The 6,838-nt window shown below is 74.4% G+C and carries 1 protein-coding gene; it reads right to left on the minus strand.

All coding sequences use genetic code 11. The features are described from left to right. Positions 1-13: 13 nt before the first annotated feature. The coding region (locus tag CCN39_RS11310) for a type I polyketide synthase (protein WP_143264011.1) at positions 14-6,838 on the minus strand (6,825 nt) is incomplete at its 5' end.

Below are 6,838 nucleotides of genomic sequence, written 5' to 3' on the forward strand. Positions count from 1 at the left end.
TCGCCATCGGCGGTCAGCTCGTCTGCCCGAGGGCCCGTTGCACGAGACCGGAGATGTCCAGTGCGTCGATCAGTTCTGCGTCGCCGGCGGCCGGTTCGGGGACCGCCGGCTCCGGGCCCGCGCCCGCGTCGGTGTCGGTGTCGGCCAGGCCGAGCAGGGCTTCCAGGACGCCCGCCTCCTTGAACCGGGCGAACGGCACGGCCGCGAGGACCCGCCGGAGGTCGTCTTCCCGTCCGGCCAGGCCGTCGTCGGCCTCCCGGAGGAGTTCGACGCGCAGGTAGCCGACCAGCGCCTCCGGGGTGGGGTAGTCGAAGATCAGCGTCGCCGGCAGCCGCAGCCCGGTGGCCGCGTGCAGGCTGTTGCGGAGGTTCACCGCGGCCAGGGAGTCGAAGCCGACCTCCTGGAACGCCTGCCGCGGCCCGATGCCTTCGGCGCCGCTGTGGCCGAGGACCGTCGAGGCGTGCCCGCGGACCAGCTTCAGCAGGATGCGGTTCTGCTCGGCGTCCGGGACCGCCCGCAGGGAGTCCGCGAGCGAGGCCGCCGTGTCGCCGTCTTCGCCGTCGTCCTGCGTCGCCTGGAGGATCGCCTTGGCCTCGGGCAGGTCGGCGAACAGCGGGCTGGGCCGCACCGACGTGAACGCGGGGATGAAGGCACCCCAGTCCATGTCGGCCACCGCCACGGCCTTCTCGTTGCCGGCGACCGCCTGCACCATCGCGGTCACCGCCAGCGGCGGCGCCATCGGGATGACCCCGCGGCGGCGCAGCTGGGCGAGGGCGGCCTCGTCCATGCCGATGCCGATCTGGTCCAGGGCGCCCCAGGCGATCGAGGTCGCCTTGAGGCCGCGGGCCCGGCGCCATTCGACCAGGGCGTCGAGGACGGCGTTCGCCGCACCCGCCGGGCCCTGGCCACCGCCGCCCCAGATGCCGGCGATGGAGGAGAACACGACGAAGGCGTCGAGCGGGGTGTCCTCGAACAGCTGGTCCAGCCACACCGCGGTGGTCACCTTCGCGGTGAACACCTCGTCGAGGTCGGCCCGCCCGGTGTCGTCGACGGAGCTGGTCTGCGCGATGTCCGCGGCGTGCACGACGGCGGTGACCTCCGAGTCCGCCACCAGCCGCGCGATCGCGTCCCGGTCGGTGTCGGCGCAGAACTCGACCGTGGTGCCGAACCCGGCCAGCTCGGCCCGCAGTTCTTCGCCGCCGCCGGTGCCGGTGACGATGAGGCGTTCGGCGCCGGACTGCGCGAGCCAGACCGAGGCGTGCCGGCCGAGCCCTTCGGCGCCGCCGGTGACCAGGACCGTGCCCCGCGGTTCCCACTTGCCCGTCGCGGACTCCGGCACCGGCTTGCGCACCAGCCGCCTGCGGTAGACGCCCGACCGCCGGAGCGCGAGCTGGTCCTCCCCGCCGGCGCCGTTGAGCACGCCGAGCAGGGCCTGGGCCGTGCGCGCGTCGATCGCCGCCGGCAGGTCGATCAGGCCGCCCCACCGGTCGAGGCGCTCCAGCGCGACGGCGCGGCCGAGTCCCCACACGGCCGCCTGGGCCGGTGCGGTGACGGCGTCCTGGATGCCGATGTTCACCGCGCCGGAGGTGAGGCACCACAGCGGCGCGGCCGTGTTGGTGTCGCCGAGGGCCTGGACCAGCGCGAGCGTCGAAGCGGTGACCTCGGTCGCGTCCGCGGGCCCGCCGTCGAGGGCGAGCAGGGACAGCACGCCGGTGAGGTCGTTCTCCGCCAGGACACCCCGCAGCCGCTCGGCGAGCTGTCCCCGCGAAAGGTCCTCGATCTCCAGCCGGACGACGTCGAGTCCCTGGCCGGTCAGCTCGTTCAGGAGCGCGTCGGTGGTGCCGGCCGGGACGACGGCCAGCCAGCGCCCACCCGGCACGCCGGTGGCTTCGCGCTCCAGGGGCTGCCAGGTGACCTGGTAGCGCAGCTTCTCCGCGGTCGAGCGTTCGCGGCGCCGGTCCCGCCACCCGGCCAGCACGGGGACCACGGTGCTGAGCGCCCCGCGCTGTTCGGGCACCAGGTCGAGGAGCTCGGCCAGGCTGTCCACATCGGACTGTTCGATCGCGGTCCAGAACTCGGCGTCCGCGCCCTCGCCGGTCTCGGTCCCGGCGGTTTCGGCGTCGTGCAGCCAGAAGTGGCGGCGGTCGAAGGCGTAGGTCGGCAGGTCGACCCAGCCGGCCGCGGGCAGCGTCGCGGCCCAGTCCACGGCCACGCCGCGGACGTGCAGTTCGGCCGCCGAGGCCAGCAGGCGCCGGAGGCCGCCGTCGTCGCGCCGCAGCGAGCCGGTCACCACGGCGTCGTCGCTGATCTCGCTCAGGGGCTGGACCAGCACCGGGTGGGCGCTGATCTCGACGAACACGCTGTGTCCCTGCCCGGCCAGGTCCGCGACCGACGGGCCGAACCGCACCTGCTGCCGCAGGTTCCGGTACCAGTAGCCGCCGTCGACGACGCCCTGCTCGATCCACGCGCCGAGGACGGTGGAGTAGAACGGGATCACCGGCGCCTGCGCGTCGATCCCGGCCAGGGTCTCGGCCAGGGTGCCGGCGATGTCCTCGACGTGCCGGCTGTGCGAGGCGTAGTCCACCGCGACCCGCCGCACCCGGACACCGTCTCCGGACAGGGCTTCCAGGGCCTCGTCCAGGGCCTGCGCGTCACCGGCGACGACGACCGAGGACGGGCTGTTGATCGCCGCCACCTCGACCTGGGCCGCCCACGGCGCCAGCCGCGCGACCGCGTCTTCTTCGCTCAACGCGACCGACGCCATGCCGCCGCGTCCGGCCAGTTCCGCGGCGATGGCCTGGCTGCGCAACGCGACCACCTTCGCCGCGTCGTCCAGCGACAACGCCCCGGACACGCACGCGGCGGCGATCTCGCCCTGGGAGTGGCCCAGCACCGCGTCCGGGCGCACGCCCAGGGAAGACCACACCGCGGCGAGGCCGACCATCATCGCGAAGCTCGCGGGCTGGACGACGTCGACGCGGTCCAGGAGGTCGGCGTCGCCGCGGAGCACGTCGAGCAGCGACCAGTCGGTCCACTGCTCCAGCGCGGAGGCGCACTCCTTGATCCGCTCGGCGAACACCGGCGACGCGTCCAGGAGCTCCCGGCCCATCCCGAGCCACTGCGAGCCCTGGCCGGGGAACACCCACACGACCTTGCCCGGCTTGCCCGCGGTCCCGGTCACGACGCCGGGCGCGTTCTCGCCGCGGGCCAGCGCCAGCAACCCGGCCTGGGCCTCGCCGGCCGAGCCCGCGATGACGACCGCGCGCTCGTTCAGCGTCGCGCGACCCGACACCAAGGCACCGGCCACACCGGACAGGGACGCGCTTTCGAGGAACGCCGCCAGCCGGCCGGCCTGCCCGGCCAGGGAGGCGGTGCTGCGCGCGGACACCACCAGCGGCACCACGGGTGCCGCCTCGTCCGCCGCGGGTTCGTCGGCGGGGCCTTCCTCGATGATCAGGTGCGCGTTCGTGCCGCTGGCCCCGAAGGAGGACACGCCCGCCCGCCGCGGCCGGCCGTTCCGCGGCCACTCGCGGGCCTCGGTCAGCACCTCGATCGCGCCCGCGGACCAGTCGACCTGGCTCGTGCGCTCGTCGACGTGCAGCGTGGCCGGCATGACGCCGTGGCGCATGGCCATGACCATCTTGATCACGCCCACCACCCCCGCGGCGGCCTGCGTGTGCCCGATGTTCGACTTCAGCGAACCGAGCCAGAGCGGCTGGTCCCGGTCCTGCCCGTAGGTGGCGAGCAGCGCTTGGACCTCGATCGGGTCGCCCAGCGCCGTCCCGGTGCCGTGGCCCTCCACGACGTCCACATCGGACGGTGCCAGCCCGGCGCTCGCCAGCGCGCCGCGGATCACCCGCTGCTGCGACGGCCCGTTCGGGGCGGTCAAGCCGTTCGAAGCGCCGTCCTGGTTCACCGCGCTGCCGCGCAGCACAGCCAGGATCCGGTGGCCGCGTTCCCGCGCCACCGAAAGCCGTTCGAGGACGACCACGCCGACGCCCTCGGCCCAGCCCGTGCCGTCCGCGCCGTCCGCGTACGCCTTGCACCGGCCATCGGCGGACAGGCCGCGCTGGCGGGAGAACTCCAGGAAGGCGTCCGGGCTGGCCATCACGGTCGCGCCGCCGGCCAGGGCCATCGAGCACTCGCCCTGCCGCAGCGCCTGCGCCGCCAGGTGGATCGCGACCAGCGACGACGAACACGCCGTGTCCACGGTGACCGCCGGTCCCTCGAAGCCGAAGACGTAGGCCACCCGGCCGGACGCGACGCTCGAAGCCGTGCCGGTCATCGTGTAGCCCTGGACGTCCTCCGGCACTTCGCGCAGCCGTGTCACGTAGTCGTGGTGGACGATCCCGGTGAAGACACCCACGTCGCTGCCGCGCGCGGAGAGCGGGTCGACGCCCGCGCGTTCGAGGGCCTCCCACGACGTCTCCAGCAGCAGCCGCTGTTGCGGGTCCATGGCCAGGGCTTCGCGGGGCGAGATCCCGAAGAGCCCGGCATCGAACTGGGCCGCGTCGTGCAGGAAGCCGCCCGAGCGGGTGTAGCTGGTCCCGGCGTGGGCGGGGTCCGGGTGGTAGAGGCCGTCCAGGTCCCAGCCGCGGTCGACAGGGAAGCCGGAGACCGCGTCCCGGCCTTCCGCGACGAGGTTCCACAGCTCTTCGGGGCTGTCCGCGCCGCCCGGCAGCCGGGTGCTCATGCCGACGATCGCGATCGGCTCGTCGGAGACGTCCCGCGGCACCGGGGCGGCCACCGCCGGGCGCTCACCGAGGAGTTCGGCGCGCAGGTGGTCGGCGAGGACGGCCGGGTTCGGGTAGTCGAAGATCAGCGTGCTGGGCAGGTCGACGCCGGTGAAGTCGCGCAGGCGGTTGCGCAGCTTGATCGCGCTGAGCGAGTCGAACCCGTGGTCCTTGAAGGACCGGTCGAGGTCGAAACCGTCCGCGTCCCGGTGCCCGAGCACCACCGCGGCGCTCTCCCGGACCAGGTCGAGGACGTCCGCCACCGGCCGGACGGCGATCGGCTCCGCCACGGGCGGGAGGTCCGCCGGTTCGTCGGTGTCGACCCAGAAGCGCTGGTGCTGGAACGCGTAGGTCGGCAGGGCGGTCCCGACCGCCGTCCCCGGCCGGTCGATGACCGCCGTCCAGTCGACGGCCACGCCGCGGACGTGCAGTTCGGCCAGCGCGGTCAGGACGCCGGGGACCTCGGCGCCGTTCTTGCGCAGCGTGGCGACGCAGCTCTGCTCCGGGCCGCCGAGCGTGCCGAGCGCCATGGCGGCGAGGGCACCGCCCGGGCCGAGCTCGAGGTACGTCGTCGCGCCCTGCCCGCTCAGTTCGGTGACGGCGGCGCTGAACCGCACGGCGTCGCGCACCTGGCCGACCCAGTAGTCCGGGGTGTCGAGTGCCGCGATTTCCCCGGTGAGCGTCGAGACGACGGGCAGTGAGCCGGGCCGGTAGGTCAGGCGTTCCGCGACCGCGCGGAAGTCGTCGAGCATCGGTTCCATCAGCGGCGAGTGGAAGGCGTGGCTGACGGTCAGCCGCTTCGTCTTGCGGCCGCGGTCCGCCAGTTCGGCCGCGGCGGCGAGCACGGCGTCTTCGGCGCCGGAGAGCACCACCGAGTCCGGGCCGTTGATCGCGGCGACGCAGACGGCGGCGCCGAGCCGGGGCGCGACCTCGTCCTCGGTCGCCTGGACGGCGACCATCGCGCCCCCCTCGGGCAGGGCCTGCATCAGCCGGCCGCGCGCGGCGACCAGTTCGCCCGCCTCGGCCAGGTCCAGGACCCCGGAGACGTGCGCGGCGGCGAGCTCGCCGATGGAGTGGCCGGCGAGGAGGTCCGGCCGCACGCCCCAGGACTCGAAGAGCCGGAACAACGCGGTCTCCACGGCGAACAGCGCGCCCTGGGTGTACATGGTCTGGTCGAGCAACGCGCTGTCGCCGAACACGACCTCGTGCAGCGGACGTCCGCCCAGGTGCGCGTCCACGGCGGCGCACGCGGCCTCGAAGGCGTCGCGGAAGACGGGGAAGGTTTCGGCGAGTTCGCGGCCCATGCCGGCCCACTGGCTGCCCTGACCGGTGAACAGGACGGCCAGCTTGCCGTCGACCGGCCTCCCGGTCACCACACCGGGGCCGAAGGTGGTCAGGTCGCTGCGGAGCTGTCCGGAGTCGGAGGCCAGGACGACGGCCCGGTGGTCGAGCTGGGCCCGGGTCGTGGCCAGGGCGTGGGCGACGCCGGGGACGTGCACGTCGGCGCCGAGGAAGTCGGCGAGCCGCGCGGCCTGCCCGCGCAGCCCGGCCGCCGACCGCGCGGAGAGGAGCACCGGCACCAGGTACTCGGCCGGCTCCGGTGCCGCGGTCCCGGCCGGTTCCGGAACCTCTTCGAGGACGACGTGCGCGTTCGTGCCGCCGATGCCGAACGAGGACACGCCCGCCCGGCGCGGGTGGCCGTTGCTCGCCCAGTCGCGGTTCTCGGTGAGCAGTTCCACCGCACCCGCCGACCAGTCCACGTGGGACGACGGCCGGTCGACGTGCAGCGTCTTGGGCAGCACGCCGTGGCGCATGGCCATGACCATCTTGATCACGCCCGCGACGCCCGCCGCCGCCTGCGTGTGCCCGAGGTTCGACTTGACCGAGCCGAGCCACAGCGGCCGCTCGCGGTCTTGGCCGTAGGTGGCGATCAGCGCCTCGGCCTCGATCGGGTCACCGAGGGTCGTGCCGGTCCCGTGCGCCTCCACCGCGTCGACGTCCGATGTGGACAGTCCGGCCGCGGCCAGTGCCTTGCGGATCACGCGCTGCTGGGCCGGGCCGTTCGGGGCGGTCAGGCCGTTGGACGCGCCGTCGGAGTTGACCGC

It is taken from the genome of Amycolatopsis kentuckyensis, from assembly GCF_002155975.1.
Lineage (GTDB): Bacteria > Actinomycetota > Actinomycetes > Mycobacteriales > Pseudonocardiaceae > Amycolatopsis > Amycolatopsis kentuckyensis.